The 23,875-nt window shown below is 69.8% G+C and carries 18 protein-coding genes; 4 read left to right on the top strand and 14 right to left on the bottom strand.

The genetic code is table 11. From position 1 onward, the window contains the following. Positions 1-60 precede the first annotated feature (60 nt). The 4 genes from BO221_RS06290 to BO221_RS06275 form a co-directional block, all read right to left on the bottom strand. Positions 61-5,460, bottom strand: coding sequence for a hypothetical protein (locus BO221_RS06290; RefSeq protein WP_073559332.1), 5,400 nt, complete (start codon positions 5,458-5,460; stop codon positions 61-63). Between the two features lie 78 nt (positions 5,461-5,538). Beyond that, on the bottom strand, positions 5,539-6,906 hold the full coding sequence (locus BO221_RS06285) for a peptidase MA family metallohydrolase (protein WP_073559331.1): 1,368 nt from the start codon (positions 6,904-6,906) through the stop codon (positions 5,539-5,541). 38 nt (positions 6,907-6,944) lie between these two features. Further along, the gene (gene ilvA / locus BO221_RS06280; RefSeq protein WP_073559330.1) at positions 6,945-8,159 is read right to left on the bottom strand and encodes a threonine ammonia-lyase; all 1,215 of its coding nucleotides are present in this window, start codon (positions 8,157-8,159) and stop codon (positions 6,945-6,947) included. 84 nt (positions 8,160-8,243) lie between these two features. Then, positions 8,244-9,473 (bottom strand): Glu/Leu/Phe/Val dehydrogenase, encoded by a 1,230-nt coding sequence (locus BO221_RS06275; RefSeq protein ID WP_073559329.1) that lies wholly within the window; start codon positions 9,471-9,473, stop codon positions 8,244-8,246. A 91-nt stretch (positions 9,474-9,564) separates the two neighbouring features. Here BO221_RS06275 and BO221_RS06270 point away from each other — a divergent pair, with 91 nt between their 5' ends. Next, a complete protein-coding gene (locus BO221_RS06270) occupies positions 9,565-10,050 on the top strand; it encodes a helix-turn-helix domain-containing protein (RefSeq protein ID WP_073559328.1) in 486 nt (161 codons plus the stop codon). A gap of 89 nt (positions 10,051-10,139) precedes the next feature. On the opposite strand, the gene BO221_RS06265 is transcribed toward BO221_RS06270, so the two are convergent. The 4 genes from BO221_RS06265 to BO221_RS06250 form a co-directional block, all read right to left on the bottom strand. Beyond that, positions 10,140-10,961: an endonuclease/exonuclease/phosphatase family protein gene (locus BO221_RS06265; RefSeq protein ID WP_073559503.1), complete on the bottom strand. Its 822-nt coding sequence runs from the start codon at positions 10,959-10,961 to the stop codon at positions 10,140-10,142. A gap of 197 nt (positions 10,962-11,158) precedes the next feature. Beyond that, positions 11,159-12,424, bottom strand: coding sequence for an RNA polymerase sigma factor (locus tag BO221_RS06260; protein ID WP_073559327.1), 1,266 nt, complete (start codon positions 12,422-12,424; stop codon positions 11,159-11,161). A 59-nt stretch (positions 12,425-12,483) separates the two neighbouring features. Beyond that, the gene (locus BO221_RS06255; protein WP_073559326.1) at positions 12,484-12,918 is read right to left on the bottom strand and encodes a YciI family protein; all 435 of its coding nucleotides are present in this window, start codon (positions 12,916-12,918) and stop codon (positions 12,484-12,486) included. A 266-nt stretch (positions 12,919-13,184) separates the two neighbouring features. After that, entirely contained in the window at positions 13,185-15,614 is a 2,430-nt protein-coding gene (locus BO221_RS06250) for a DEAD/DEAH box helicase (protein WP_073559325.1), read from the bottom strand. A gap of 69 nt (positions 15,615-15,683) precedes the next feature. On the opposite strand from BO221_RS06250, the gene BO221_RS06245 reads away from it, so the two are divergent. Continuing rightward, positions 15,684-16,775: an RNA polymerase sigma factor RpoD/SigA gene (locus BO221_RS06245; RefSeq protein WP_073559324.1), complete on the top strand. Its 1,092-nt coding sequence runs from the start codon at positions 15,684-15,686 to the stop codon at positions 16,773-16,775. A gap of 9 nt (positions 16,776-16,784) precedes the next feature. On the opposite strand, the gene BO221_RS06240 is transcribed toward BO221_RS06245, so the two are convergent. The 3 genes from BO221_RS06240 to BO221_RS06230 all read right to left on the bottom strand — a co-directional run bounded on the left by BO221_RS06240 (position 16,785) and on the right by BO221_RS06230 (position 18,460). After that, entirely contained in the window at positions 16,785-17,183 is a 399-nt protein-coding gene (locus BO221_RS06240; protein WP_073559323.1) for a YkgJ family cysteine cluster protein, read from the bottom strand. A gap of 79 nt (positions 17,184-17,262) precedes the next feature. After that, a complete protein-coding gene (locus tag BO221_RS06235) occupies positions 17,263-18,132 on the bottom strand; it encodes a nucleotidyltransferase (protein ID WP_073559322.1) in 870 nt (289 codons plus the stop codon). Positions 18,133-18,238: 106 nt separating this feature from the next. Then, positions 18,239-18,460 (bottom strand): hypothetical protein, encoded by a 222-nt coding sequence (locus BO221_RS06230; RefSeq protein ID WP_143195283.1) that lies wholly within the window; start codon positions 18,458-18,460, stop codon positions 18,239-18,241. A gap of 269 nt (positions 18,461-18,729) precedes the next feature. On the opposite strand from BO221_RS06230, the gene BO221_RS06225 reads away from it, so the two are divergent. Continuing rightward, entirely contained in the window at positions 18,730-19,011 is a 282-nt protein-coding gene (locus BO221_RS06225) for a hypothetical protein (RefSeq protein ID WP_073559320.1), read from the top strand. 9 nt (positions 19,012-19,020) lie between these two features. On the opposite strand, the gene BO221_RS06220 is transcribed toward BO221_RS06225, so the two are convergent. Further along, complete coding sequence (locus BO221_RS06220; protein ID WP_073559319.1) at positions 19,021-20,571, bottom strand: MBL fold metallo-hydrolase; 1,551 nt, start codon at positions 20,569-20,571, stop codon at positions 19,021-19,023. A gap of 138 nt (positions 20,572-20,709) precedes the next feature. Between BO221_RS06220 and BO221_RS06215 the strand changes: the two genes are divergently transcribed. Continuing rightward, positions 20,710-21,453: a DUF6683 family protein gene (locus BO221_RS06215; RefSeq protein WP_073559318.1), complete on the top strand. Its 744-nt coding sequence runs from the start codon at positions 20,710-20,712 to the stop codon at positions 21,451-21,453. A 1-nt stretch (position 21,454) separates the two neighbouring features. Here BO221_RS06215 and amrB read toward each other — a convergent pair whose 3' ends face one another. After that, positions 21,455-22,249 carry an AmmeMemoRadiSam system protein B gene (gene amrB, locus BO221_RS06210; RefSeq protein ID WP_073559317.1) on the bottom strand — a complete coding sequence of 265 codons (795 nt, stop codon included), beginning with the start codon at positions 22,247-22,249 and terminating at the stop codon, positions 21,455-21,457. Between the two features lie 30 nt (positions 22,250-22,279). Beyond that, a complete protein-coding gene (locus tag BO221_RS06205) occupies positions 22,280-23,845 on the bottom strand; it encodes a beta-ketoacyl synthase N-terminal-like domain-containing protein (protein ID WP_073559316.1) in 1,566 nt (521 codons plus the stop codon). Positions 23,846-23,875 lie beyond the last annotated feature (30 nt).

Genomic DNA, 23,875 nt, shown 5'->3' with positions numbered 1-23,875 from the left:
GGCCCCTTTTTCATTGCGGGAACCGCCGGTGCGTACGGCCACCGGCGGTGGAGGAGGGGCTCAGCCCTCGGCGACGGCCTGCACGCTCGCGCGGTAGATGAAGATGCGCGAGGTGTTGGTGCGCATGTCCGCGGGGATGACGAAGAAGCCCTGGCCCGGGTTCTTGTAGTCATCGGAGAAGCCGGCCACCTGGCGCCCGTCGGTGAAGGTGACGCGGACCTTCTGCTGGCCCTCGGTCTGCGGCGGACGGCTGCCCGTGGCGAGCATGAAGAAGATGGCCTTCACGCGGCTGACCGGGATGCGCTCGGGCGCGAAGCCGGTCTGCTGCTCGAGCGGGATGACCTCGTCGAGCAGGTCCACGTCCCGGATGGCGCCGCGCTTCACCTGGCCCTCCACCGTGTGGATGATGACCCGGTGCTCGCCCTCGATGAAGGCGTTGACGGGGGCCATGACGGCGCTGGCGGAAGAGGAGGACCGCACGGCCGGGATCGTGTTGAGCGTCGGGCGAGGCGGTGGCGCTCCAGGCACCAGCACCTGAGGAGTCACCGGTGCGGCGGACGCGGTCGCGGGAGCCCTTGGGGTTGCCACGGCGGCGGCAGGTGCCGGGGGAGGGGCGGCGATTCGCGAGGCCATCGGAGACGCCGGAGGATTCACGGGCAGCGGTGCGCTCCGGGCCACCGGAGCGGCGGCCACGGGAGCCGGCGGCGGAGGCGGAGCGAAGACCGGTGCCGCCACGGCGGGCGGCTCCACGCTGTCCTCCGTGAGATCGATCTCCGTCGTCTCGGGCTCGGCCTCCATGACGGGGAGCTCGGGCTCGGGCTCGGCCTCCATGATGGGGATGTCGTTCTCGGTCGTGGGCCGATCGAAGGCGGGCGGCTGGGCGCTGGCCAGCTCCTCGGTGGGAGTGGCGAGGCCGTCGCTCTGACCCCACGCGGGGGCCTGCTCCTGGCTGGACCAGTGGGGTTGCGCTTCGGGCTCCGGCTCCTCGGCGGACCAGGCGCTGTTCGTGCCGAACAGGGACGGATCACGGCCGGCGTTCACGGGCTCGGCGTCGTGGGCCGAGGTTCCCCACTCCCCCTGGTTCTCGGTGGTGGGCGCGTTCCAGTCGGTCTGCGTGCCACCGGCCTGCTGCTCCTCCCAGCTCGACGCCTCCGGAGCGGGCTCGCCCCACGACGTCTCGGCGGGAGCGCTGGACCAGGCCGAGGCCTGCTCCTCGGGCGCCGCCTCCATCACGGGCTGCTGCTCCGCGGAGGCGCCCCACTCGGGAGCAACGGCCGGAGCCTCGGAGGACTCCGTCGTCGCCCACTCGGGCTGGCTCTCCTCGACGGGCGCGTTCCACCCGTTCTGGCCATCGGCGGAGGCGTTCCAGTCCGTGCCCGGCGTGGCGGCAGGAGCGGCGTTCCAGTCCTGCGTGGCGCCACTGGAAGCCCACTCCGCCTGCGGCTCGGCGTTCTCCGCCGGCTCGGAGGCCATCCACGGCTGCTGCTCCGCAGGCGCGGCCCACTCGGCCTGGGCCTCCATGACGGGCTGCTCTTCAGCGGGAGTGGCCCACTCGGTCTGGGCCTCCATGACGGGCTGCTCCGCGGGAGCGGCCCACTCGGCCTGGGCCTCGAGAACAGGCTGCTCCCCGGCGGGAGTGGCCCACTCGGGCTGCGCCTCCATCACCGGCTGCTCTTCGGTGGGAGTGGCCCATTCGGGCTGCGCCTCCATGACGGGCTGCTCTTCAGTGGGAGTGGCCCATTCGGGCTGCGCCTCCATCACGGGCTGCTGCTCGGTGGCAGGCTGCTCCTCAGCAGGCGTCGCCCACTCGGCCTGAGCCTCCATGACGGGCTGCTCTTCAGCGGAAGCGGCCCATTCGGGCTGCGCCTCCATCACCGGCTGCTGCTCGGTGGCAGGCTGCTCCTCAGCGGGAGTGGCCCACTCGGCCTGAGCCTCCATGACGGGCTGCTCTTCGGCGGAAGCGGCCCATTCGGGCTGAGCCTCCATCACCGGCTGCTCTTCAGCGGGAGTGGCCCATTCAGTCTGCGCCTCGAGAACAGGCTGCTCTTCAGCGGGAGTGGCCCATTCGGCCTGGGCCTCCATGACGGGCTGCTCTTCAGCGGGAGTGGCCCATTCAGTCTGCGCTTCGAGAACAGGCTGCTCTTCAGCGGGAGTGGCCCATTCAGTCTGCGCTTCGAGAACAGGCTGCTCCTCAGCGGGAGTGGCCCATTCGGCCTGGGCCTCCATGACGGGCTGCTCTTCAGCAGGAGTGGCCCATTCAGTCTGCGCTTCGAGAACAGGCTGCTCCTCAGCGGGAGTAGCCCATTCAGTCTGCGCTTCGAGAACAGGCTGCTCTTCAGCGGGAGTGGCCCACTCGGCCTGAGCCTCCATGACGGGCTGCTCTTCGGCGGAAGCGGCCCATTCGGGCTGCGCCTCCATGACGGGCTGCTGCTCGGTGGCAGGCTGCTCCTCAGCGGGAGTGGCCCACTCGGCCTGAGCCTCCATGACGGGCTGCTCTTCGGCGGAAGCGGCCCATTCGGGCTGCGCCTCCATCACCGGCTGCTCTTCAGCGGGAGTGGCCCATTCAGTCTGCGCCTCAAGAACAGGCTGCTCTTCAGCGGGAGTGGCCCATTCGGCCTGGGCCTCCATCACAGGCTGCTCTTCAGCGGGAGTAGCCCATTCAGTCTGCGCTTCGAGAACAGGCTGCTCCTCAGCGGGAGTGGCCCACTCTGCCTGGGCCTCCATGACGGGCTGCTGCTCGGCGGCGGGCTGTTCCTCGGCGGGAGTGGCCCACTCGGCCTGCGCCTCCATCACCGGCTGCTCCTCGGCGGGAGTAGCCCACTCGGGCTGCTGCTCGGCGGCGGGCTGCTCTTCAGCGGGAGTGGCCCACTCGGCCTGAGCCTCCATGACGGGCTGCTCTTCAGCGGGAGTGGCCCACTCGGGCTGCTGCTCGGCGGCGGGCTGCTCTTCAGCGGGAGTGGCCCACTCGGGCTGCGCCTCCATGACGGGCTGCTGCTCGGTAGCCGTAGCCCACTCAGGCTGGGCCTCCATGACGGGCTGCTCTTCAGCGGGAGTGGCCCATTCAGTCTGCGCCTCGGCGGCGGGCTGCTCTTCAGCGGGAGTGGCCCACTCGGCCTGGGCCTCCATCACCGGCTGCTCCTCGGCGGGAGTAGCCCACTCGGCCTGAGCCTCCGTGGCAGCGGCGGGCTCGGAGGTCATCCACTCGCCCTGGACCTCGATGGCGGCCTGCCCGTCGGCGGACGTCGTCCACTCCGGCTGGGTCTCAACGGGAGGCAGTCCGGCGTCCTCGCTCAGGGGCGTGCCGTACGCCGAGGTGTTCTCGGGCTCGGCGGGCGTCTCCGGCTGGTGGCCCCACGTGGCACTGGCCGTCGCGAACTCCGGAGTGCTCATGTACTCCGCGGCGCTCTCCAGCGGGATGCCCTCACCGGTGTTTCCGGCCTCGTTCCCGCTCCAGCTCGCCTCGCTCGTCTCCAGCGGCACGGGCTCGTCCGAAACCGACGCGCCCGGCTGCTCCGAGTGCCCCAGGAAGTCCGAGGCGCTGGCCAGCGGGACGGCGTCGCCCGGATTGCCCGTGTCGTACGTCTGCTCGTCTGCGGGCGCCGCCTCGAGCGTGTCCGTCTGCACGCCCCAGTCCGATGGCCGCGTGGCCTCGGGCTCGAACGAGTCAGCGACCTCGACGGTGTCCGCCTGGAGATCGGGTGCCACCTGCACCGGGTTCAGCTCCAACGTCGTCACGTGCGTGCCGTACGCGGGGTCCAGCGCGGGCGCCGGGGACTCCATCTCGGCACCGACTTCCGCCATGTCGAACGTGGGCGGCTCCACGCCAGCCTCGGCCGTGGGCTCCTCGGTGGTGGTCTCCCACGGCGTCTCGGCCGCGGCGGCCGCGTCCGGCTCCGGCGAGGCCTCTAGCTCCGAGACGTCGAACGTGGGCGCCCCGCCCGCCGAGGCGGGCTCGGACCGCACGTCGTTCGGGTCCTGCGTGGGAACGGGCACCGCGTCGGGCGCGGTCTCGTACACGGGGATCGCGTACGACGCGGTGATCTCCATCGGATCTTCTTCGGACGCGTCCTCGGACTGCTGCGCGGTGCCCTGCTCCGCGTCCACCGCGAGCGGCGCGGAGGCCCACTCCTCGGAGACGGGAGGCGAGAGCTCCTCGGCGTACACCGGCTCGGCGGCGAGCGGCGTTTCGGCCTCTTCCTCGATCAGCTCGATGTCCGAGTGCTGGATCTCGATGGTGCGCAGGGGCGCGCGCGGATGCTCCTCGGCCACGGGCGGCGCCAAGGAGGCGGTGGGCGTCTGCGCGTCGGCGTTGAGCGAGGAGAAGTCGTCCTCACCCAGCTCGAGGGGACCCGAGCTCTCCGGCTCGGCCGTGACGTCGTGCTCCAGCGTCCGCGCCGAGAGCGAGGCCGCCGAGGGCGCGGTGACGTCGTTCCAGTCGCTCATGTCGACCGACTCGGGAACGCTCTCGGGGATGGGGATGGCCTCGCTGACGGGCGAGACGTCTGTGTCCGTTACCTCGAAGACGTCCTCGGAGGCGGGCTCCGCGGAGGCGGGCTCCGCGTCGTCGAACCTCATCGGATCGTCCTCGGCCTGGGCCTGGGACTCGGCGGGAGGCTCCGGCGTGGGCTCCTCCCAGGGCGCGGGCTCGTTCAGCGCGGGGACCTCGAGGTTCTCGGTCTCGAGGCTGAGCTTGACCGGATCCGGCATCGGCTGCGGCTGCTGCGGCACGTACCCGGGCACCGGGGAGTTGTAGGCGGGCTCCTGCTGCTGCGCGGTGGCATCGGCCGCGTAGGCCTGTGGCGCATCGGCCGCGTAGGCCTCACCCTGCGGGGCGGCGTAGCCCTGGTTGGGGTCGTAGCCCTGGTTGGGGTCGTAGCCCTGGCCAGCGTAGCCCTGGTTGGGATCGTAGCCCTGGTTCGGGTCGTAACCGGCGGGGTAGGCGTACCACTGGCCGTCGTCGCCGTAGTAGCCCTGGGGCTGCTGAGCGTAGCCCTGGTTGGGGTCGTAGCCCTGGCCGGCGTAGCCCTGGTTGGGATCGTAGCCCTGGTTCGGGTCGTAGCCCTGGTTCGGGTCGTAACCGGCGGGGTAGGCGTACCACTGGCCATCCTCGCCGTAGTAGCCCTGGGGCTGCTGAGCGTAGCCCTGGTTGGGGTCGTAGCCGGCGTAGCCCTGGTTGGGATCGTAACCCTGGTTGGGGTCGTACCCAGCGGGGTAGGCGTACCACTGGCCGTCGTCGCCGTAGTAGCCCTGAGGCTGCTGCGCGGGGTCCTGGACGGACTGCTCCTGCGCCGGGTCACCCAGGTGCCCTCGCAGCTCGTTCAAACGAGCTTCCTCCGTGGGGGAAAGATTCCCCCGCGTCCGCTTCTCGTCCAGGAAGCGAAACTCCCTCATCGCCGCGCGCGTGTCGGACATCGTCACCTCGCTGCGGACCCGGGGCCGGGACTCCTGCCGCAGCGCCATATCAAAAAATTTCCGTGGGCGAGTGTAGGGGACTCAAGGGGAGGGGTAAACTTCGCGAACACGGAATCCGCCTGCTCGCTACCTCCGCGAGAGAGTGGCCTGGACAGAGGCCTCCAATTCCGCGACGCCGCGGCCATAGCGCTGCCGGAGGGCCTCCTCGAAGGAAGCGCCCTGGCCCACCTCGCGGATGAGCTCGAGCAGCCGGGCGGGCCCTCCTTCGTTCAGCAGCTCACGGACGGCCACGGCCGACGTTCCATAGGCCAGGGCCGGGTCGCGCTGCTGGATGAGGGCCCCACCGGCCATGTCCGAGAGGCGCGGGAGCTGCCCGTTCTGGGCGGCACCGCGCATACGGGTGGCCAGCGCGTGGGGCGGCTTGTCGCTGCCCAGGTAGCGCCATTCCACGTACTCGGCAAGGCCCTCGTTGAGCCAGATGGGGACACGCTGGCCGCCCTCGGCGGCGCGCACCAGGTCATCCACCACGGCGTGCACGTACTCGTGGACGAGCGTGGCCTTGGTCTGCTGGGTGAGCTCGGCGGCGTCGTTGATGCGGATGGCGCCGTCCGAGTACAGCCCGGCCGCCATGCGCGCCAGGGCCGAGCCCTGGTGGGTGCGGAACTCCTCGCGGGTGTAGAGGATGACGTCCACGGGAGCCTCGCGCGTCTCGCCCAGCACCTGGCGGGTGTGGAAGTGGGCCTCGTCGAGCGCGGCGACGATGCGGCCCTCGTACTCGGCGCGCTGGCCGAAGTCGCGCGCGTTGTTGAAGTACTTCACGACGAAGCGGCTGTTGGAGCGGGTGCGCATCCCGTCCGAGGCCACGCCGGATTCATAGGACAGGCCGGTGGAGGCCGAGCCGGAGGCGGGCTGGACGGAGCCCTTGTTGTCCTCGGTCTCGCCGGTGAAGCGCCGCTCGATGGCGCGGGCCTGGGCCATGGCGGCGCTCTCCTCGCTGGAGGCGCTGCGGGCCTTCTGCATGAGCGCTTTGGCCTTGGCCGCCTCGGGCGAGCGCGGGGGCACCTTGCCCAGTGCCGCGAGGGCGCCCTGGGGATCCTTGTCCTCGAGCAGGAGCTTGCCCAGCTCCAGGCCGAAGTGGCCCTCCTTGGGGAAGTGCTCCAGGCCGCGGCGCAGGGCGTCCTCGGCGGTGCCGCGCTGGTCCGTGGCGAGCGCGGTGCGGGCGAGGCAGCGCAGGCCCGGGGCCGTCTCGTCGTAGAGGACGGCGCGCTCGCCGAGCGAGTACGCCATCACGCCATCGGAGCTGGCGAGGGCCTCGCAGCCCTTGAGGAGCGAGGTGGCGATGGTGCGGCGATCGGGCTGGGAGTAGCCCTTGGGGTCCACGGAGGACCAGGCGAGGTAGAGGTCCTCCCAGGCACGCTGGGCCGCGAGTTTCTGGGCCTGCGCGGGCGTGGGCGGATTGGCGGACAGCAGGGAGAGGAGGAGCAGGGCGCGCATGGCCCGCAGTATCGCCGAGCCTCCGCTCCGGAATGAAATCAGGTCTCTTCCGAGACCTGCCAGCCCTTCTGTCCCAGGCCGCCCATCAGCTCCTCGATGTGGCCGCGGCCGCGCGTCTCCAGCGTCACCTCCACGGCCACTTCACCCAGGCCCGCCTTCGAGAAGGCACGGTTGTGGTAGATCTCCACCACGTTGGCACCCGCCTGGGCGATCTCCGCGGTGAGCCGCGCGAGCATTCCCGGCCGGTCCGGCATGCGCACCACCAGCCGCACCAGGCGCCCGTCCTTCACCAGGCCGCGCTCGATGATGCGGCTGACGAGGTTGACGTCGATGTTGCCGCCGGACAGCAGCAGCACCACCTTGCGCCCGCGCGCCGAGGGAATCTTCCCGTGGATGAGCGCCGCCAGGCCCACCGCGCCCGCGCCCTCCACCACCGACTTCTCCCGCTCCAGCAGCAGCAGGATGGCGTTGGCGATCTCCTCCTCGTCCACCGTGACGATGTCGTCCACGTAGCGGCGGATCATCTCGAAGGTGTAGTCGCCCGGGCGCTTCACCGAGATGCCGTCCGCGATGGTGGTCCCCGCCGGCAGCTCCACCAGCTTCCCCGCGTCCACCGAGGCCTTCATGCTCGCGATGGCCGAGGCCTGCACGCCAATCACCTTGATGCGCGGGTTGGTCTCCTTGAGCGCGCACGCCACGCCGGAGATGAGCCCGCCGCCGCCAATGGGCACCACCACCATGTCCATGTACGGGCATTGCTCGAGCAGCTCCAGCCCGATGGTGCCCTGGCCCGCGATGATGAGCGGATCATTGAAGGGGTGGACGAAGACGCGGTTCTCCTTGTCCTGGATGCGCAGGGCCTCGGCGTAGGCCTCGTCGAAGTTGGCCCCGTGCAGCACCACCCGCGCGCCGTACGAGCGCGTGCGCGTCACCTTGATGAGCGGGGTGCGCTCGGGCATGACGATGGTGGCGTTCACCCCCAGGCGCCCCGCGTGGTAGGCGAGCCCCTGCGCGTGGTTGCCGGCCGAGGCGGCGATGACGCCACGGCCCCGCTCGTCCGGCGACAGCGTGAGCAGCTTGTTGAGCGCTCCCCGCTCCTTGAAGGCACCCGTGCGCTGCAGGTTCTCCAACTTGCAGTTCAGCGTGGCGCAGTCCGTGAGCTCCTTGAACTGCTCCGACTTCGGGCAGGGCGAGCGGTAGACGGCGTCACCGATGCGCTGCTGGGCGTCTTCGATTTGCTGGAGGGTGACCATGGGCGTGTGAGGCGCCTGATAACCGAAGCGCCGCCGGGGCGAAAGGGGAGGGCGCCCCGGGCCGCCGGTTGCCCGGCCGCCCTGTCAGATGCCGCGCAGCACCGTGGCCTTGCCCACGCGGCCGATGGCCAGGATGAATGCCGCGGTGCGCAACGTCACCTTGCGCGAGCGCGCCAGCTGCGCCACCCGGTCGTACGCCTCCTTCATCGTCCGCTCCAGCTCGGCGTTTACCCGGTCCTCCTCCCACGAGAGGTGCTGCAGGTTCTGCACCCACTCGTAGTAGCTGACCGTCACACCGCCCGCATTGGCGAGGATGTCCGGCACCACCAGCACGCCGCGCTTGTCGAGAATCTCGTCCGCCTCGGGGTCCGTGGGGCCGTTGGCGCCCTCGATGACGAGCCGCGCGCGCACCGCGTTGGCGTTGTTGCGGTTCAAAGCATGACCGAGCGCGGCGGGAATGAGGACGTCGCAGTCGGAGAAGAGCACGTCCTCGCTGGCGCAGGCCTGACCGCCGCCGAAGCCGGTGACGGTGCCGGTGCGCTTCACGTGCTCGAAGAGGCCGGGGATGTCCAGGCCCTGCGGGTTGTACACGCCGCCGTACACGTCCGACACGGCGATCACCACGCCCCCGTCCTGCCACAGGAGCTGCGCGGTGTGGCTGCCCACGTTGCCGAAGCCCTGGATGGCGAAGCGCGTGCCCTTCATGGGCATGCCCGCGTCGCGGAGGATTTCCCGGGTGATGTAGAGCAGGCCGCGCCCCGTGGCCGAGTCACGGCCCCGGGTGCCGTAGAGCTCTGCGGGCTTGCCGGTGACGATGGCCGGCGAGTGCCCGTGGTAGCGCGAGTACTGGTCCATGATCCACGCCATCACCTGGGGGTTGGTGTTGACGTCGGGGGCGGCGATGTCGCGGGTGGGACCAATGACGTCCTGGATCTGATCCACGTACTTGCGGGTGAGCCGCTCCATCTCCTTCATGGAGAGCTGGGTGGGGTCCACGGCGATACCGCCCTTGGCACCGCCGTAGGGCAGGTTCACCACGGCCGTCTTCCACGTCATCAGCGAGGCAAGCGCCACGCACTCGTCCTGGGTGATGGTGGGGTGGTAGCGCAGGCCGCCCTTCATGGGGCCGCGGCTGTTGTCGTGCTGGGTGCGGTAGCCGATGAAGGTGCGGATCTCTCCGTTGTCCAGCTCGATGGAGACCTGGACCTTGACCTCGCGCAGGGGGGTGGCGAGCAGCGTCTCGATGCGCTCACCCACGTCCATGATGCGCGCGGCCTTGCGGAAGTAGTAGTGAATCCCTTCGAGGGCGTGCATGTCCGGAGTGCTCTCCTGGGCCGGCTCCCACGGAGGGGACCGACGACGGCGCGAGACCTTAACAGATGGGGTGCGCTAGCATGGGTTGGCGATGCGCTCCAGTTCCCCGCCAGCCCAGGATGCGAGCGGGCACCTGCAGGGGCTCGCGCGGCGGATTCGAGGCCTGCGAGAGCGGCGGGGCCTGACCCAGGAGGAGTTCGCCGAGCGCAGTGGCATCTCGGTGAGCTTCGCTTCACTGCTGGAGCGGGGCGAGCGCAGCCCCAGCTACGAGACGCTCGTGCAGGTGGCCGGGGCGCTGGGGGTGCCCCTGGCGGAGCTCTTCCGGGTGGAGGAGGACGAGGCGGTGGGGGCGCACCGGTTGGTGGAGTTCGCCCGGGCGCACCAGCTGACGCGGACGGAAGTGGACCGGCTGCTGGCCGTGGCCGAGGCGATGTTCGCCGTGCGGGCGCCTGGAGGGGAACCCGCCGTGGAGACGCCGCGCTGCAAGGAGCCGGACTGTGGCAAGCCGGTGCTGGCCAAGGAGCTGTGCGCCGCGCACTACCACCGGGCTCGCCGGGCGAAGCCGCCCGCTTCCTGACTCGAGCGGGGGAGGGGAGACAGACGAAGGGCCCGGAACCGGCGGGTGGTTCCGAGCCCCTGGGAGGCGAGGTGCTTTTCGTGGCCGTGCTACGGCGCGGGCACGGTGATGGTCATCTTCACCGGCCGGTGGTCGCTGCCGGTCTGCGCCAGCTTGTGCAGGTCGGTGGTGCCGATCGCCTGCGACACGTAGAAGCCGTCGATGCGCGTGCCTTCATCGGGTCCACGCGGCTTCAGGCCGGTGCGGGCGCCGATGTTGTTCGGGTCGTCGTCCACCACCTTGTTCCAGTCCGCGCCCAGGACGAGCAGGCGCTCGCTGCGGTTGGCGAACGCCACGACATTGTCCGCCATGACGGCATAGGGGCTGCCAATGCCGTCCTGGCAGCGCAGCGGGGGCATGTGCAGCGACGCGAGGCGGAGCCATCGGCCGTTGTTCAGCTGCACGTCCACCCGGGCGATCCACCGGGTCATGATGCCTCCCAGCACGGGATCGTCACAGTCGTTGGCATCGACCCCCTTCACCAGCACCAGCTGATCGGCGGCCTGGACCACCGAGCGGCGGATCACCACGGCGCTGCCCTGCACGGCATCCGATGACGTGTCCTGGCGCACGATCCAGGTGTCCAGATCGAGGATGTCGCGCAGCACGACGTTCTTGGCCTCCTGGACGAACACGATGTCGGCCTCGGGACCGATCGTCTTCCAGTCCTCCTTCACCCCCGGGTTGCCGCGGAAGGCGAGGTTGGCCGTCACCACACGTAGCTGCGCGGGGGCCGAGAGCGTGGCCGCCGTGGTGGGCGTGGTCGCAGACCGAACGCTGGCGAGCGCCGCACCGGAGGCCACCAGCACGGCGAGTGCCGCTCCAGCGAGGGTGGCGAATCGCTTCATCAGGGATGCGGGATGGGGACTCATGGTCATGGCGCCTCTTCGTGAATGGAGATGGCTCGAAGGTCTTCTGCCCTTCAATCCAGAGAGGCTCCGTCCGGCCTGCCATCCCAGAAAAAGAATATTCCCGGATTTACGGGGAAGACCCTCACCCTGGCCCTCTCCCAGAGGGAGAGGGGACATCCACGGGTCCTCGGAGCATGTCCCAGGACTTCGTGGATACGTCACTCGCTCGGGGTCGTGGTGCACGCGGCCGCGCGCTCGAGCAGCAACTGGCGCTCGCGGACGTTGCGCGTGAGCGAGGCCGCGCGCTCGAACTCCGCACGGGCCTCGTCGAGGCGTCCGAGCTTCGCGAGCAGATCCCCTCGCACGCTCGGCAGGAGGTGGTAGCCCTCCAGCGCGCGCTCCGAGGTCAGCGCATCGACGATCTCCAGTCCCGCCGCGGGACCGGACGCCATCGAGACGGCGACCGCGCGATTCAGCTCCACGACGGGCGAGGACGTGAGCTGGGCGAGCTCCTCGTAGATCTCCGCGATGCGGGCCCAGTCCGTCTGCTCCGGCGTGAGCGCCCGTGCGTGACAGGCGGCGATCGCGGCCTGCATCACGTACGGGCCCCGCTCGCCCCCGAGCTTTCCGGCCCGCTCCAGCGCCGCGAGCCCCCGGCGGATGAGGAGGCGATCCCAGCGCGCACGGTTCTGCTCCATCAACAGGATGGGCTCTCCCGATGGGCCCACCCGCGCCCTCAGCCGCGAGGCCTGGAGCTCCATCAGCGCGACGAGACCGTGGACCTCCGGCTCCTCCGGAACGAGCTCGGCCAGGATGCGGCCCAGACGGAGCGCGTCCTCGCAGAGCGCGGGCCGGACCCAGTCGTCACCGGCGGTCGCCGAGTAGCCCTCGTTGAAGACGAGGTAGACGACCTCCAGCACCGATGACAGCCTCGCGGCGAGCTCCTCCCCCCGGGGAACCTCGAAGGGGACATGCGCCTCGGAGAGGGTCCGCTTGGCCCGGACGATTCGCTGGGCCACCGTGGGCTCCGGCACCAGGAAGGCCCGGGCGATCTCCTCGGTGGTCAGTCCTCCCAACAGCCGCAACGTGAGCGCGACGCGGGCCTCGGTCGAGAGCACCGGATGACACGCGATGAGCATGAGGCGCAGGAGATCATCGCCCACGTCATTGTCGATCGCCGTCTCGAGGTCCGGTGTCCGTTCGGTCTCGAGCTCGTGGCCGAGCTCCTCGTGCTTGCGCTTGAGCAGCTTGTTGCGGCGGAACTGATCGATCGCCCGGCGCTTCGCGGTGGCCATGAGCCAGGCGCCCGGCTTCTCCGGAACACCCGACGTGGGCCACTGCTCGAGCGCGGCGACGAGCGCGTCCTGTGCGAGCTCCTCGGCCATACCGACGTCTCGCACGAACCGCGTGAGACCGGCGATGAGCCGGGCCGACTCGATTCTCCAGACCGCGTGGATCGCGCGTTGCGTCTCGGTGGCCGTCATGGCGGCCGATCAGAACAGCTTCGGCCGCCCGTGCAAGAACGGGGTTGCTCCGGCTCCGGCTACTTCTTCGCGTTCTTCGCGGCCAGTTCCGCGGCCAGACGCTCCTCCGACTCCCGGAGCTCGGGCGTGAGCTCGGGACCGAAGTCGTCCAACTCGACCACCCGGCGGATCTCGATCTCGCTCTCCCCGGGCATGGGGTTGGGGCAGCGCTTGACCCACTCGATCGCCTCTTCCATCGACTTCACCTGCCACATCCAGAAGCCGGCGACCAACTCCTTGGTCTCGGTGAAGGGCCCATCGATCACCGTCCGCTTGGTGCCGGAGAACCGGACGCGCGCGCCCTTGGCGCTCGGGTCCAGCCCCTCGCCAGCGAGCATGATGCCGGCTTTCACCAGCTCCTCGTTGTACTTCCCCATGGCCGCCAGCATCTCCGTGCTCGGCATGGCGCCCGCTTCGCTGTCCTTGGTGGCCTTGACCAGAACCATGACCTTCATCGCGTCGCTCCTTCGTGGGTGGATGCCGGGGTTTTTCCCGGGCTCTTACCCTGACGTCGAACGAGGGCCGGCGAGATCGACATGGGATTTTCGATTATTTTTCCATCCCCTCTCCCCTCGGGAGAGGGACGGGGTGAGGGTGCCCGGATCCCGGGTTGAACCCTCGACCCACCGTGTTCCACGGGTTGGAGCACGGGGACAGACACCCTCACCCCCACCCTCTCCCGGGGGGAGAGGGGGTTTGCGAGGGAGTCCTCGCCTGCTGGCTACCGGCGGCGGGCCCGCTCCAGCTTGAGCGTCTTCTCGCCGTGCTGCTTGCCGTTGAGGGCCTCGAAGGCCGGCACGTCCTCGTCGGCGACGAAGACATACGCGTACGTGGGCTTGAGCTCCACGCGCTGCACCTTGCCCGCCGGCGCCCCCATCGACTCCAGGGTGCTGGTGACGGCGGCCTCGTCCTGCGCCTCGGAGCGGCCCAGGCCCACCCACAGGCGTGCCTGGCCGGGCACCTCGGGCGTGGACTCGGGACGCTCGGTGCGCTCACGGCGCGGCGGACGCTCGCGCGTGCCACGCGGCCGGTGCTTGTCCACCTTCAGCGCCTTCTCGCCGTGCTGCTTGCCGGTGAGCGCCTCGAAGGCCTCGGACTCGGACTCGGGCACGTAGGCGTAGCCGTACGCGGGGCGGAGCAACGCCTTGTTCACCTTGCCCGCGGGAGCGCCAGCGGCCTCCAGGGCGGCGATGAACTTCGCCTCGTCCAGGCCATCGTCCATGCCGATGTTGAACTTCAGCTTCACCTCGCCGGGGCCGGCGTCGGGAGAGGGCGGCGGCCGGTTCGGATCGCGCTCGCCGCGCGGCCGGCTCTTCTCCACCTTCAGCGTCTTCTCCTTGTACGCCTTGCCAGTGAGGGCCTCAAAACCCGCCAGGTCCTCCTCGGCGATGAAGACGTAGGAGAAGCCGGGCTTGAGGTCGGCACGCACCACCTTGTTGGCGGGGGCGCCAGCCTCCTCCAGGGCGGTGACGATGCTGCCGGGCCCCAGGCCATCCTCGGTGCCCAGGTTGACCCACAGCTTCACCTCGCCGGGGCCGGCCTCGAAGGACGCAGGGCCACGCTCGCTCCGCTCGGGACGGTCACGGCGGCGCCTGTCGCCCCGCTCACCGCGCTCGCGCGACTCACCCTCACCCCGGGACTCCCGGCGCTCCTCGCGGCGCGGCTTGTCCCGATCCCGCTCGCGGTCACGGGGACGCTCGCGGTCGCGCTCACGCTCCTTGCGGCGGCCCTCGGGCTTCGCCTCCTGCTGCTCGCCGCGCTCGGCCTGCTGGGCGGCCTGGACCTTCTCCATGCGCAGGTGGCTGAAGAAGTACTTCAGCAGGAAGGCCATCAGGTCATCCGCGTCCGGACGGGCCTTGAGCTGCGCGGCCAGGGGCAGGAAGCCCTCGAAGATGGCACCGGAGGCGGCCTCGCGGATTTCACGCACGTGGCGCTCGGCCCACAGGCGCATGGCCTCCTCGGGGGCGGGCATCTGGCGCTTCTCGAACTTGATGCCGAACTTCTTCTCCAGCGTGGTGTACGTGGCCAGCTCGCGGCCGGAGAAGAGGTTGATGGCGGTGCCCTTGTTGCCGATGCGGCCGGTGCGGCCCACCCGGTGCAGGTACACGGCCGGATCCTCGGGCAGCGAGTAGTTGATGACGTACTCGAGGCCGGAGATGTCGATACCGCGCGCCGCGATGTCCGTGGCCACCATGAAGGCCACTTCCCCGCGCTTCACCTTGCCCATCACCCGCTCGCGCTCCTTCTGCGGCAGGTCTCCGTTGAGCAGCTCCGCGTCGAAGCCGTTGCGGTTGAGCACCGCCGTCACCAGCGCCGTGTCATCGCGGGTGTTGCAGAAGATGATGGCGTTGGGCGGCTCCTCCGCCTCCAGCACGTAGATGAGGTTGCGCGGCTTGGGCAGCGCGTCCGACACGTCGTAGCGGATGTGGTGGATGTGCTCGACGGTGAAGACGTCGCCGGAGAGCAGCAGCGTCTCCGCGTTCGTGGTGTAACGCGCGATCAGGTTCTGGATGTCCGTGGGCACCGTGGCGCTGAAGAGCAGCACCTGCCGGTCCTTCGGGAGGCGGTCGAGGATGCGCGTGACTTCCTCGTAGAAGCCCTGGTTGAGCATCTCGTCGGCTTCATCCAGCACCGCGTGGGTGCAGCCCTCGAGCTTGAGGTTGCCGCGGTTGATGTGGTCGAACACCCGGCCGGGCGTGCCCACGATGATCTGCGTGCCCTCCTCGAGGGCGTCCTCCTGCTGCTTCATGGAGGCACCGCCGTAGATGGCGGCGACCTTGACGCCCTTGTGCTTGCCCAGGGCGGCCAGCTCCTCGGACACCTGGAGCGCCAGCTCGCGGGTGGGGCAGAGGATGAGGGCGCGTACCTTCTTGTCCTCGGCGGAAATCTTCTCCAGCAGGGGCAGGCCGAAGGCGGCCGTCTTGCCGGTGCCGGTCTTGCTGCGCACGATGAGATCCCTGCCCGCCATGACGGGGCCAAAGGCCTTGGCCTGGACAGGGGTGGGGTTGGTATAGCCACGGTCCGCGATGCCGCGACGGAGGGGCTCGGACAGGTTCAGGTCATCGAAGCTGACGTCCGCGACGTACTCGGCGGGGCGCGACGGGGCTTCGGCAGTGGTTTCCGGCTGCTCCGGAGATTGGATGTCGCTCATCAAGCTTGGGGCATAACCCCTGCATTAGGCTCTGGCAACAATCGGCTCACTTTGCTTAAGGAACTCCTCATGGCGATTGGGAGGAAGAAGACGGGAGGGACAGGGACCCGGACCCGGGCGAAGCGGCCCGCCGCTGCCCCGCCCCCCGAGGAGGCCGAGGTCGAGGAGGCCGAATCCGCCGAGCCGGAACCGGACGCCCTGGAGCCCGCCCCCGAGGAGCTGGAGGAGGTGGAGGCCGAGGTGGAGGAGGCTCCCAGCCCCCCCAGGGCGGCCCTGGTGAAGGCGGGGGAGACGGGGCTGGCCCGGACCGACCCCCTCCAGGCGTACATGAACGAGGTGCAGCGCCACCCCCTGCTCTCCCGCGAGGAGGAGGTGTCGCTGGCCAGGCATTTCCGGGACACGGGGGACGTGAAGGCGGCCTACCGCCTGGTGGCGGCCAACCTGAGACTGGTGGTGAAGCTGGCCCACGAGTACCACCGCAACCCCCTGTCACTGTTGGACCTGGTGCAGGAGGGCAACATCGGGCTGATGCAGGCAGTGAAGAAGTACGACCCCGAGCGCGGGGTGAAGCTCAGCTCCTACGCCGCATGGTGGATACGCGCCTACATCCTGCGTTACATCATGGACAACTGGAAGATGGTGAAGCTGGGGACGACGGAAGCCCAGCGGAAGCTCTTCTTCAAGTTGCGCCAGGAGCAGGACAAGTTGATGGCGCAGGGTTTCGAGGTGACGCCGAAGATGCTGGCCGAGCGCCTCGACGTCACCGAGCAGGACGTGGTGGAGATGGACCAGCGGCTGGGCCACGACGAGATGTCGCTGGACGCGCCGGTGGGAGGGGACGATTCGGGGGCGACGCGGGCGGACCGCTTCCTGCCGTCCTCGTCGGTGGGCGCCGAGGAGCGGCTGGGCAACGAGCAGCTCAAGGCGCTGTTCCGCGAGAAGATGCAGGAGTTCGCGAAGTCGCTCGAGGGCAAGGAGCGCTACATCTTCGAGAACCGGCTGATCTCCGACGAGCCGCTGACGCTCCAGGACATCGGTGACAAGTACGGGGTGAGCCGCGAGCGGGCGAGGCAGATCGAAGCGGCGCTCATCAACCGGATGCGCGAGTACATGCGCGAGCACATTCCGGACTTCGACCTGGTGGCCAACCCGAAGGGGTGAGCGGGCGGGCTACTGCGCGGTGTAGCGCCGGTGCCGGCCCCGGAAGTGCTTGTCGAGGTAGTCCTCCAGCTCGGGGCCCTTCTCTCCACCCGCGGCGGCGAGCAGGGCGTGAGCCCCGTCCACCACCGAGAGCGCCTCCTGGAGGGACACCTCTCCCTCGGAGAGCGCGCTGAAGAGGTGGCAGTGGTAGCGGCGGCAGCCCTCGGGGCGCTGGGCGTAGGCGGTGCAGGTGCGTCCCTCCAGGGCGGCGCAGCGCTGCGGGAGGATGGGCGTGCCGTCCTCGCGCTCCTTCACGGGCAGGCCCAGGGCCTTCAGGGGCCCGGCCTCGGTGGGCCGGAGCGGGACATGGGTGAAGAGGGTGCCGTCGCAGCACAGGCCACAGCGCAGGCACAGCGTGGAGAGGGACATCGGGGCACGGCTTCCGGGGAGCGAGGAGCCCCCTTGCTAGGGGTGAACGGCCTGCCAGGCAAGGGGCTCGTCGTGTGCCTCAGTCCTTCTTCGGCTCGTGGTAGTCGCGGAACGTCGCGACCTCCTCGAGGCGGGCGTCGGTGTAACCCCAGTGCTCGACGTCCACGTTGTACTGCCCCTTGGCGATCAACATTCCCCGGCAGAGCTTCTTCTTCTCGGGCTCGTTGTGCTGGTTGCGGGCCCGCTCGAGCAGCTCGTCCCAGACCCAGCGGGGCACGTGGTCTCTCTGGCCGGGGTAGCTGAAGCGGTAGAAGGTGACGTGGGCCAGCAGCACCTCCCAGTGCGGGTCGAACCGCCGCATCAGGTGCTTCCAGTCCATCTGCTTGCCGCGCGCGAGGATGAGGTGGTTGATGTCCGTGCCGTCGAAGCGCTCGCGCTCGCAGACGAAGGCCTTGGACCAGATGATGTCCTCGGGTGGCGCCACGAGGATGGGCAGCCCGTGGATGACGCCCGGGTGGGCCGCGTCGATCCAGTGGTCATCGACGATGGCCACGCCGTTGCCCGAGCTGAAGATGAGATCGGCGAAGTACTCGTCGTTGGCGTAGGCCTTCGCGATCCACACCGGATCATGCATCTTCGTCTGGAAGCCCATGGAGCCCAGGGCTTCCATGGCGCGCTCCACGTGCTCGCGCTTGAGGAAGAGGTCCAGGTCCTTGGTGTCGCGGTAGATGCCCGTATAGAGGTGCAGCGCATAGGCGCCCGCGACCACGAAGGGAATCTCCGCGTTCTTGAGCGTGCTGAGCGCGAGCAGGTGCGCGCCCCGCTCGATGGGAGGGCGCTGGTCCGCCTGCATCGGAGGCGGCGCCTTGCTCGGTTTGCTCAACGGCCTGGAGGAGTCCTGGCTGCTGTCCTGCCCCTCGGTCGGATTGTCGGTCTGTTGAACGGTCATTCCACGCCCTCGGTGTCCTGGCAGGGAGGTTAGGGATGGGGATTTCCGGGGGCAGGACGGTCCACGGTGGCGCCAGCCTGCCCGGCCGCTCCCCAGGCGGGTGACATCAACTCGGGTTCGCCCAGAGCGCCGTTCCCGGCTCCGAGCCATTCACCTGCCGCTCCGCGTGGCGGTAGGCGCGGGCCTTGCTGGGCGCATCCACCTTCATCTGCTCGCCGCGCGGGCCGTGGAGCTCCAGGTGGTAGCCCCGCTCCCGCTGGCCCTCGTTGGCGATGCTCCAGCCCGCCTGCTTGATGTGCTTCTTGCACACGCGCTCGCGTCCCTTCATGGTCGTCTCCTCATCCTTCGTCGCGGCCATGACGGACCGCGTCACGAGGGTGGAGGATTCGTCCGCTCCAACGGCGCTGCATGCTGTGGCCGGAGGTGGAGGCTCGGATGCCCGCCCATCGGCCTGGCGCGCGTGAGTGCATGGCCGCCGGGCTCCCACGGGGCGTCGGAGCGCCTCGCGGCGTGTCCGCCGGGCCCTCCAGCATGGGCGGTGGCCCTGGCACCCGGGGGCGGGGCGTTCTCATGGTGTGGGGACGGAGGGAGACGACCATGGCACTTCCCAAGCACCTGGACGACGCCGCCGACAGGCTGCACGAGGCCTTCGCCCGTATCGAGGATGCTCGTGCGAAACCCACGAGCCAGGAGAGTCTGCGCGAGTGGTTGAGCGCGCTCACGGACTACGCCCAGGCGTTGATGGACCTGCACGAGTTCAGCAACGAGTCGGTGCACGAGAAGCTCCACCTGCTCTCGGGCCTGCTCAAGCTGCAGTCCTTCCCCGAGGAGCCCCTCCGGGAGCTCGAGCCCCAGGCCCCCCAGACTCCCGGCACTTGAGCGGGTGTGTCACGCCCGGCGCCGTGCCGGCATGCCGCCGAAGGGCCACTCGAAGCCCGGGTACCGGACCAGCTCCGGTGCCGTGCGGCCTCGCCAGGCGAGGGCCTCTCCGGGGCGCATCAGCAGTGCCTGGGGTCCGTGACCCACCTGCCGGCGCACCTGCTTCAACCGCTCGGGATATGGGTCCGCGTCGGGATTCTCGTCCCTCGTGCTGGCGCCACTCACCGGCTCGCCCGGGTAGCCCGGGTAACGCGGGCCCATGCCCTCGCGCCAGTACCAGGGCGCGCCCCCGTCCGCGCACGGCACCACGTAGCGCGCGCCGAGCAGCTCGCCGTAATGCAGGGCTTCCTCTGGCCCGGCCATGAGCTGCTGCGGCTTCCCGAGCGACTCCACGGGCACGTCGACGAGGTAGGCGTCCAGCGTGGTGTAGCCGAAGAAGAGGGGCTCGAGCCGGAAGCCGCGCACGCCGCAGAAGAGCACGTCCACGGGCGCTTCCTTCCTCAGCGCGCGGCAGACGGTGCGCATGTCTCCGCGCACGTCGTGTCCGGCATCCGCGAAGAAGGCGGCGGAGAAGCCCGGTGCGCGCACCAGCCAGGTGTTCCCCTCGTTGAAGAGGCCCGGGTAGAGGCCCTCGCCGTCGGTGGGCTGCTCGCCGTGGAAGGGCAGGGCGCGCACGGTGATGTCACCCACGAGCCGCTCCTCGCCCCAGCGCAGCGCCTCGACGCGGGTGTAGCCGAGCTGTCGCAGCCGCAGCACGCAGTCGGTGGAGAAGAGGCTCTCCCGCTCCACCGCCGGGACGAAGATGCGCGTGTCGCGCGGGAGCTGGAGCAGCGAGCCCAGGTGGAAGTGGTCTCCATGCGAGTGGGTGATGACGACCGCGTCCACCTGGCCCAGGTCCCTCGGCTGCATGGGCGGATAGTCCGGCCGGTCGAGCCGGCTCGCGGGGCGGAAGTAGGGGTCCACCAGGACGCGCGCCTGGGTGCTCGACACCAGCACGGTGTTGTGGCCCACGAAGAGGGCGCCGGGAGCGGGCACGTCCACGGGGCCGTCGTGGCGCACGAGCCAGCCCGCGCTGGACATGTCCGCGAGCAGCTCCCCCACGGCGGGCACGGCGGAGAGGGCCCGCAGCTCGGCCCGGGTGGCACCGCGCGCCAGCGACGCGAAGAGCTCGGCGAGGGCCGGCCATTCGCCGGACTTCACGGGGAAATCGAGTCCCAGCTCCTCCTGGCGCAGGTGGAGGACGCGGGGCTTGTGCCGCGTCGCGTTGGGGAAGAGCACCTCGTGACGCAGCGGGCGCCGGCCTCCGCGCCGCCGGCCCTCGTCGCAGAGCGCGGCATAGCCGGGCGTCTCCTCCAGCCAGCGCACGAGCGCCTTCGCCTCGCGCAGCGATCGCTCCGGCCCCAGCTCGGCGAGCCGCTGCTTGAGGGGGACATGGGCTTGCCGCACGGGCCTCGAGGTGGGGCCCTGGATGCTGCACCCCAGGTCCTCGTGGTGCTCGGCCTCGGTACGGGCGGAGGCGAGGACGGCGAGGCTGACGCCACGGTGGAGGGTGAGCCGCATGGGGACGCTGCTAGCAGACTTGCTTGCTCGCTCCCATCCTTTCCGATGATGCTCCGCGCCGACCGGGAGCAGGGGCCGGAGGGAGAGGGTTGTCGCGTCCGGTAGGCTCTAAGTTCCCGTCACCTTGTGGAGGGGGAGATGAATAGCTTCTTCAGGATGGTTCCCGTCATGCTGGCGGGACTCCTCCTGCTCGGTGCCGCGAGGCCGGAGGGCGCACCGTCCCTCAGTCCCTTCAGACACTACGACAGCAACGTCTTCATCCACGGCAACTTCAGGCCCGCCTTCCAGAAGCAGTGGAAGGCCAGTGCCGAGCGCCGGAAGAACCCTCCTCCCGAAGGAGAGGACCCGCCGTTGCTGCCGCTCTCGGTGTCCTCGTTTCGCACCGTGACAGGCCCCACCGTGCCCAAGCGGCTCGCCGAGAGCGTGAAGTCGCTCGGTTCGGAGGAGCGCGAGGGGCTCGAGGGCGCCCTGACACAGCTGCTCAAGTCCCATGAGCAGACGTTGGATCAACAGGACGAGACGCTGCTGAAGAACAACCTGGCGGGAGCCTTCAACTCCTTCTTCGCGGCCTCGTTCTACGTGCTCAAGAATGGCCAGGAGCTGACTAGCGTGCAGCGGCAATCCATGTTGCAGCAGATCAACGCGGCCATCGCCAAGGGGCTCCAGGACCGGCGCATGTCGGACCGGGACAAGCAGGAGCTGTACGAGTCGGTGGTGCTCGCGAGCCGCATCATCCTCGGGCTCTACAACGAGGGGCGGGACAAGGGGCGCTCGGAGCTGACGCGCGAGTCCCGCGAGCTGGCGAAGGAGCTGCTGGACGAGATGATGGGCATCCGCATCGAGAAGGTGCACGCCGAGGACGATGGGGTGTGGATCGAATGACTCAGGCCCGCGGGTAGAAGGCGAACGCGCCGTAGCCGACGACCTCGCTCTTGTCTCCGGCGGTGTCCCCCGAGCTGCGCAGATCGAGCAGTTCGGCGTTCAGGCCCCGGCGCTTCGCCACGAGCAGCAGGCCGTTGATGGCCGCCGCGCCGCACGCGCGATCGTCCTCGAGGGGCCCCTCGAGCTGGAGGATGTGATCGGCCGTCTCGCGGTCCACCCGCCGGGCGAGCTCATAGGGCAGGTAGTGCGACAGGTCGGAGCTGATGATGGGCAGCACGTCCTGGGTCCAGAGCGTGTCGAGCACCTCGGCCACCTCCTCGGGCGGAGCGGAGCCCACCACGAGCGGCAGCACCTCGAAGTCTCCCAGCGCGCGCTGGAGGAAGGGGAGTTGCACCTCGAGCGAGTGCTCCTTGCGGTGGGCGAGGTCCGAGGCGGTGACGTACGGGGTGGCCTCGGCCCGCGCGCGCAGCGTGCCGTCGACGGGCACGTCTCCGAGCGGGGTGCGGAGGGCCTCGGCGTCCGGGTGTGCCAGCCCGTTGAGCAGGACGAAGTGGCAGGGCCCGAGCAGCAGCACGTGCCTCACCCGGCCCTTCAGCGCGCGCAGGCAGGCATAGGCGCTCGCGGCCACCGGGCCCGAGTACATGTAGCCGGCATGGGGGACGATGAGCGCCGCGGGAGACGGAGGCGGACAGGCGGACGCCTGCTCCAGCCATTGGTCCACCTGACTGGCGAGGAGGGAGGAGGTGGCGGGGTAGAAGGAGCCCGCCACCGCGGGAGCGCGAACACGAGCGGCCATGACCCCACTACGGGTAGGGCCGCTCCGCGCTCAGCGCCAGGGGCGCGAGATGACGCAGGCGTTGATGCCGCCCACGCCCATGGAGAGCTTGCCAGCGCAGCCCTGGGGAGTGGCCACCGCCTTGTCGAAGACGTAGCGGGGGTGCACGCGGCCGATGTCCTTGTTGAGCTCCTCCTCGGACAGCGGCGTGGGGAACACCTGGCCCCGGGCGTAGCCGAGGTACTGGGCCGTCAGCTCCCAGCCGCCACCGGCGCCCATTCCGTGGCCGAAGGTGCCCTTGCGCGCCGTCACCAGCACCGTCTCGGGCAGCACCGCGCGCAACGTCTCCACCTCCAGGTAGTCACCCGGGGTGGCGGTGGCATGCAGATCCCAGCTGCCAATCTCGGACGGCTCCACGCCCGCCTTGCGCAGCGCCTCGTGGATGGCCACGGTGGGGCCCTCCTTCGAGGGCGTGATGATGTGGTCCGCGTCCGCCGTGACGCCCACGGTGATGGGCTCCATGCCCAGCGGCTTGAAGCCCTTGGCGGTGAAGTGCTCCAGGTCCCCGAGGATCCACACCACCGAGCCACCGGCCACGTGCGTGCCGCGCAGCTGCGTCAGCGGCTTGGACACCGCGCCGTCCGCGCTCACCACGCGCGCGTTGTAGAAGCCACCCACCGTGAGCGGGTGCGGCGGAGGATCCGTCATCCCCATCACCACGGCCTTCGCGTCGCCGCAGTTGATGGCGTCCAGCGCCAGCTTCAGCCCGTAGCCGAACGACGAGCACGCCGCCACCGGCGCGAACGTCATGCCGGTGATCTTCCCCATCATCGAAATCTGCGACGCGGGGGTGTTGTGGATGTTCCAGAGGATTTCCGACGGCACCGCGTTCCACGGCGGCTCGGGGGCGCTCCACTTCTTCTGCAGGCGCTGGTTGCGCGTCCGCTTCTCCTTGATGACGGCCAGCTTGGCGGCTTCCACGTTGCCGCCCTGCTGCACGCCCAGGCCTTCGATTTCCTTCTGCTCGGCGAGGTACTCGCGCAGCTCCGGGGACTGGCCGGCCCAGAAGTGCCACCAGTTCTCCTCGGCCACGTCCCGCTCGGCCTCGTCCACGGTGGAGGGCTCGGGAGGCAGGCCGGGCAGGGGCTCACGCGTCTCCAGCCAGCGGCGCAGCGTGCCGTTGCGCTCGGGCGAGGCCCAGAACCGGTCCCACCGCCGCTGGGCGCGGTGCAGGTTCAGGGTGATGTCGTGGATGGTCGGCAGATCTCCCAGGCCGGTGCCCACGTAGACGTGGGAGCGCGCGCCCAGCGCCTGCAGCTCCTGCTCCAGGCCGGGGTTCTGGCCCAGCGCCTGGATGAAGGAGCCAATGGCCATCTTCGTCGGCATGCCCATCTTCTTCTCGAGCTGGGCATAGCGCGTGGCGGGGAAGCGGGCGTCGATCCACGGCTTGTACTCCGCGAAGTCGAAGTCCGGATTGCCGACGAGGAAGTTGTCCGGACCGAAGCCGTTGAAGGGGGAGAGCCAGCTCTCCGACGATGCGAGGTTCCTCTCGAAGGCCTCGATGTTCCGGGACTTGGGAGCGACCACGCCCCAGCCGAAGATTCCCACTCTGCGCACGTTGTGACCTCTGATTCCTGGTTCGCCGCC

Origin of the sequence: Archangium sp. Cb G35 (assembly GCF_001896145.1) — a bacterium.
Lineage (GTDB): Bacteria > Myxococcota > Myxococcia > Myxococcales > Myxococcaceae > Archangium > Archangium violaceum.
The sequence above is the reverse complement of the archived record's forward strand: the minus strand, read 5'-3'. Positions and strand labels throughout refer to the sequence as shown.

What these genes read in the sequence shown, in the direction of transcription:
- BO221_RS06290 (WP_073559332.1), bottom strand. Translation starts at nt 5,460, where the DNA reads ATGGCGCTGCGGCAGGAGTCCCGGCCCCGGGTCCGCAGCGAGGTGACG.
- BO221_RS06285 (WP_073559331.1), bottom strand. Translation starts at nt 6,906, where the DNA reads ATGCGCGCCCTGCTCCTCCTCTCCCTGCTGTCCGCCAATCCGCCCACG.
- ilvA (WP_073559330.1), bottom strand. Translation starts at nt 8,159, where the DNA reads ATGGTCACCCTCCAGCAAATCGAAGACGCCCAGCAGCGCATCGGTGAC.
- BO221_RS06275 (WP_073559329.1), bottom strand. Translation starts at nt 9,473, where the DNA reads ATGCACGCCCTCGAAGGGATTCACTACTACTTCCGCAAGGCCGCGCGC.
- BO221_RS06270 (WP_073559328.1), top strand. Translation starts at nt 9,565, where the DNA reads ATGCGCTCCAGTTCCCCGCCAGCCCAGGATGCGAGCGGGCACCTGCAG.
- BO221_RS06265 (WP_073559503.1), bottom strand. Translation starts at nt 10,961, where the DNA reads ATGAGTCCCCATCCCGCATCCCTGATGAAGCGATTCGCCACCCTCGCT.
- BO221_RS06260 (WP_073559327.1), bottom strand. Translation starts at nt 12,424, where the DNA reads ATGACGGCCACCGAGACGCAACGCGCGATCCACGCGGTCTGGAGAATC.
- BO221_RS06255 (WP_073559326.1), bottom strand. Translation starts at nt 12,918, where the DNA reads ATGAAGGTCATGGTTCTGGTCAAGGCCACCAAGGACAGCGAAGCGGGC.
- BO221_RS06250 (WP_073559325.1), bottom strand. Translation starts at nt 15,614, where the DNA reads ATGAGCGACATCCAATCTCCGGAGCAGCCGGAAACCACTGCCGAAGCC.
- BO221_RS06245 (WP_073559324.1), top strand. Translation starts at nt 15,684, where the DNA reads ATGGCGATTGGGAGGAAGAAGACGGGAGGGACAGGGACCCGGACCCGG.
- BO221_RS06240 (WP_073559323.1), bottom strand. Translation starts at nt 17,183, where the DNA reads ATGTCCCTCTCCACGCTGTGCCTGCGCTGTGGCCTGTGCTGCGACGGC.
- BO221_RS06235 (WP_073559322.1), bottom strand. Translation starts at nt 18,132, where the DNA reads ATGACCGTTCAACAGACCGACAATCCGACCGAGGGGCAGGACAGCAGC.
- BO221_RS06230 (WP_143195283.1), bottom strand. Translation starts at nt 18,460, where the DNA reads ATGAAGGGACGCGAGCGCGTGTGCAAGAAGCACATCAAGCAGGCGGGC.
- BO221_RS06225 (WP_073559320.1), top strand. Translation starts at nt 18,730, where the DNA reads ATGGCACTTCCCAAGCACCTGGACGACGCCGCCGACAGGCTGCACGAG.
- BO221_RS06220 (WP_073559319.1), bottom strand. Translation starts at nt 20,571, where the DNA reads ATGCGGCTCACCCTCCACCGTGGCGTCAGCCTCGCCGTCCTCGCCTCC.
- BO221_RS06215 (WP_073559318.1), top strand. Translation starts at nt 20,710, where the DNA reads ATGAATAGCTTCTTCAGGATGGTTCCCGTCATGCTGGCGGGACTCCTC.
- amrB (WP_073559317.1), bottom strand. Translation starts at nt 22,249, where the DNA reads ATGGCCGCTCGTGTTCGCGCTCCCGCGGTGGCGGGCTCCTTCTACCCC.